General features: G+C 54.9%; 2 protein-coding genes. Both read left to right on the top strand.

The features are described 5' to 3' along the window. On the top strand, window positions 1–4,259 hold a 4,259-nt coding region (locus ACTIEN_RS17790; RefSeq protein ID WP_439524497.1), incomplete at its 5' end, for a beta strand repeat-containing protein. Between the two features lie 171 nt (window positions 4,260–4,430). Next, the gene (locus ACTIEN_RS17785; protein ID WP_439524496.1) at window positions 4,431–4,622 is read left to right on the top strand and encodes a hypothetical protein; all 192 of its coding nucleotides are present in this window, start codon (window positions 4,431–4,433) and stop codon (window positions 4,620–4,622) included. Window positions 4,623–4,926 lie beyond the last annotated feature (304 nt).

The raw sequence follows: 4,926 nt of genomic DNA, 5'->3' as shown, positions 1-4,926 counted from the left end.
ACGATCCGGCCACCGTTGCGTCTGCGAAGTCAACAATTAACGACTTCTTCGGCGAAAGCGGCGGTACACCTGGCGAGACATTCTCGTTCACATCCAACAGCGACAACCTTGTTGGTACTGATGACGACGACACGTTCGAAGGTTACCTGCAGCAGAATCCCTTTGTTGGCGGCGTGTCAAACGGTCTCTCCTCCGCTGACCGTGCAGACGGTGGCGCAGGCAACGACAGCCTCTATGCTGAACTGGTTTCCGAATTCGTTGGCGCCATCTCCGGCTCCGAGAACATCGACATCCAGCCGCGCATCAAGAACATCGAAACTCTCGAATTCGAAGCACGCGACATCGCTCAGAACGCACCGTTGAATTTCGACATTCAAGACTTGCTCGGGAACCGTCTCGACGATCTGGGCTTCGTTGCCGAAGGTATCCTTGATAATTTCGACGATGTCGATATTGGTGGGTTCTTTGGTAGCCTCGAAGGTACAACTGGCTTAAATCTTACTCCGTCAGAACAACTGATCGCTGGTATTCTTGACGGCTGGCAGCGTGACATTGTTGTCGATGCCAAGAACATCACAGGCCACGACTTCCTCGGTTCGACATTCTCTGATGGCGATCTGATGATCGAAAACGTGAACACGCTTACAAGCAATGGCGTTGCGCGCAATACATCCGACATTACCATCGGTATGAACCACACGGACAACGCGAATAGCGATGGCGATGCATCCGATCTGACCGTCTACTTCGACGAAGACTACCTGATCTCTGGTCAGCAGGCTGAAGGCCGGGTCTTCTACTTCCTTCTGGACGAAGATGCGGAACTCGCGGGCAACCCGAACCGTCTGAACAACATCGACGTCGATGGCATTCGCTTTACCATCGATACCGGCAACGGCCCTGTCGAAGTGAACATCGAATCTGACGCAGCCAACACGGCTGGTACACACCAAGGCTTCGTGAACGCACTTCAGGACCCGCTTCAGGCGCTGATCGCAAACGGCACTCTGCCTGCAGGCACCACGCTGACGCTGGATCCGACCATCACCGACACCACATTCATTGACGACGGTTCCCAGTCCGACCCGATCCCGGCGATCATTCTGACATCCGGCGACGGTTCCGAAGTGATCGCAACCGGCTTCTCGCGGATCGAAGAAGAAATCGGCGAGTATGACGTTTACGGCCGTTTCAACTCCGAAAACCAAGTCGAAGACCAACCAGTCTCCATCAACATCGACCTGTACAAAGCAGGCCGTGGCGGTGAGGGCGGTAACCTCGTGATCGGTGGCAAGGACCAGACAGCAGCCGGCGACGGCATCGAAGTGTTCTATGTCAACGTTAAAGGTGACGGTCCGGATGCAATTGTTGATCAGCCGAGCAATATTGGGACACTGACGTCGACCAACAACGCATTGCGCGAAATCTACATCTCGACGGACGCAATGGACGCAGTCAAAGACAGCGTTGCCAGCCTGACCATCCGTGACGGCTTCAACGAACTCTATGACGGTGACAGCCTGCTGCGTCGTGAATCCGGCGACCTCCAGCTGGTCAATGCAGACGGGTTCTTGGGCGACCTGAACCTCGGCACCGATCAGCAGATCATCAACCTCGACATGCTGACAGCACAGGGTGGTGGTGATGTGTTCTTCAACGCAATCCTGAACGGTAGCGAAGAAGATCAGGCTTACAACTACACCACAGCTGGCGGCGATGACACGATCCTCGTCGAAATCGACGGTGATGCGCTCGATCACGCTGGATCGTCGTTGAACATTGCGACTGGTGCGGGTGACGATTACGTTGAAATCGATGGCACCAATATCAACAACGGTGATTTTGACGGTTCCAATGAGCGTCTGAACCAAGCGATTCTCGACAATGTCACAATCGACACCGGTTCCGGCAATGACACCATCAAAACTGTGATCAACAGCAAGGGTGACCTGAACATCAACGCGGGTTCCGGTGACGACTTCATCGATACATCCGGTGGACGTGGTTCTGACGCTTATGCCGATTGGACGTTCAACTTCGACGACAATCGTGATGGAGATACGCCCGGAACAAATGACATTGCCGGCGTGCCAACTTCGCTGGCCTATGTTGGCGGTGCGACTGTTACCGTGATCCTTTCCGGCGCAGGTACTGATGCTCTCGGAGCTGGTGGCGGCATCATGAAGACCGAAGCCGTCAACCCGGTGGGTGTTGAGGGCGCTATCAGGGGCATCAACGGTTACGAAGCTTCTGCCACAATCGGTACTCTGCTCAATGGCAACCGCTACTATGGTGACCAGCGCGACGTCACTGCTGCAGTTGTCCGGGCGATCGAAAACGATCCTGTGCTCAGCAAGCTGATCACCGTGACCCTGACCGAGAACAACACCTGGGTTGCAACCATGAACACGGGCGGTACCTTTGCCGAGGTCGATCTGCGGGTCGAAATCAGCCAGGGGAACCCGACTTCCTGGACTGCAGTTGAGGATGAAGCCCAGCAGGTCTTCAACAACTCGGGCATCACTGTGAACAGTGTCGCTTCGGCAAACGCTCCAACAGGCTTCAACCTGCAGACTACGTATGGTGCCGATGGCGTCGACGATGGCCCGTTCAACATCGATGGTTCGCATCTCGAAGGTACAGATGGTTGGTACACCGGGCTCAGTGCACGGGGTGACAACAACAACGCAGCTGAACTTTCGTTTGGTGGTTCGACCGACGGTAGTGCTCAACTTCTTGAAACTGACAATGTGATCAACCCCGGAACCGGTGACGATCTGGTTGTCATGTCGACAGATGATGCGCCGCTGCGGAGTGACTTCCTGAACTACACACCGTTGCCGGGCAACACCCTGCAGAATGGTGCGTCGAACGAAACCATCGTGTTCGAGACCCTGGATTTCGGCGACGATACCATCATGAACTTCACCACTGCGGTGACGATGTCTGATGAGGTGCCTGAGTCGCAGCTTGTTGTTTCCTCGGAGTTTGTTAACGGTACAGAAGAAGAGGACGTTGATGCAGAGCAGGAAGAGTTCGTTCTTGACCTCACTCAAGTTCCAACTTCGGCGACACCTTACAACGTTGAGTTCGGCACGCTTGTGACCGCTATCCCGGCGAATGCGACGGTACTGGCGGCAGCAGCAGCTATTGCTGGGACCTATGCTGCCCTTAATGCCAGCGGCTTCATAGCGACCAACAATGGGGACGGCACGATCACGTTCGTGGCGGATGCACCGGGTGGAGATGTCACCCCGGACGTTACGGTTGGAGGAAGCTTCAACTCGACACCGACTTGGGAAGCGACTGCAACGGTTGAAACCACCGTGCAGGGTTCAGATGAAGAAACCATTCTGGCCACGCCTGCTGAAATCACACTGACTTTCGAGAATGAAGCAATCGAAAATCTGACTGATGGTGGCATCAACATCCTTGGCCAAGCTTATCTGGTTGCAGATGGTGATCTGGCGACGGACATTGCGGCGACAGTTGCAGCAACTCCGCCTGCTGGCTGGTCAGCGGTCGACAATCTCGATGGTACGGTCACGCTTACATCCGATACGGACGGCGTTATCATCGAGCCAACAGTGGTTGTTGATGGTAGTATCAATGGCTTCTTCGTATCGGAGATGGCTGCACCGGGTCTCGATTTCCTGGATTACTCCGACTACCTGACAAGCCAGTTTGACAGCTCGGCAGGTGGCGGGGATAGCACAGACTCCAATATCCTGATCCCAGTCACACTGGATTATAACGAGGGTAACACTTTGGGTGGTTCGGGCGCGAATTTCTCGGGTGACGGCGCGGCAAACACCAATGTCGAAGCCAACGAAGTGGCTATTGTCCGAATGGCGAACGACACCACAGACGGTGAGACCTATGCGTCGCTCACAGCGTCTGATGTTGCCGCGCTGTTCAACAATGGTGCTGGTTACACTGGCTTCGGTGGTGATGCGTCCTTCGGTGACCTGAACGCAGGCAACTTCAGCGTTCAGACCTACCAGAAGACCAACCAAGAAGGCCTCATTGGTGACGGTAAGGCGATCTTCAAGGTCGAAAACCCGAACAACCTGGGTGAGTACAAGGTCTTTGAACTCACATGGAGCGGTGACATGGCCTCGGCCTCCGGCGCAACTGTCAGTGCTGTGGAAATCGGCTCTCAGGACTTCGGCACTTCGCTGACCGGCCTGGATGACGTCAACCTGGTTGGCTCGGATGACTACGCGGATCTGATCCAGAACGGCTTCAGCTTCGTCTAAGCCTTCCAAGTTCCGGGGCCCGCAAGGGTCTCGGACAGGTACACCATTCGAAAGCCCCCGGCATGTTCGGGGGCTTTCTTTTTACCGGGGTGATTTTCGTTTTGCAGCCGCCTGCGCGGTTGGGTATGCCTCGCCCCGATGGAATTCACTATTCAGACAAGGAAATGTCACATGGCCAAGGTCAAAATCGACGGCAAAGAATACGAGACGGACAACCTTTCGGAAGACGCGAACAAGCAGCTCAACAATCTGCGCGGCTGCGAGGTGCGTTTGCAGGAACTGCAGCGGGATATTGCGATCGTCAACGCCGCTCGCAAGACCTACGCGCAGCTTCTGAACGAGGCGCTGCCCAAAGACGCGTAATCGCGTTTTCCATGCCGGTCCTTATGTCACGGGCCGGCATACGGTTTTTTCATCACTCTGCGGTAGGGCAGAGGATGCAGGTCAATTGCATCAACCCTCTGTCTGGTGTATTGAAATTGACAATTAGACGGTGCCTGAGCAGGCAATATCGGTACCAGATCGCTTTAAGCCGAAAGGACGTTTGCGCATGAAAGCCACGTCGCCCCTTAAAAGAGCATACGGACGGTTTGACCTGCTCCCCTGAAATGTCCTCGGTTTGAGGTTAGCCTGTTCTCCAACTGAGGAGACAGACGATGAAGAGAAG

This window comes from Marivita sp. (genome assembly GCF_051859345.1).
In the GTDB taxonomy this organism is placed as follows: Bacteria; Pseudomonadota; Alphaproteobacteria; order Rhodobacterales; family Rhodobacteraceae; genus Marivita.
The sequence above is the reverse complement of the archived record's forward strand: the minus strand, read 5'-3'. Positions and strand labels throughout refer to the sequence as shown.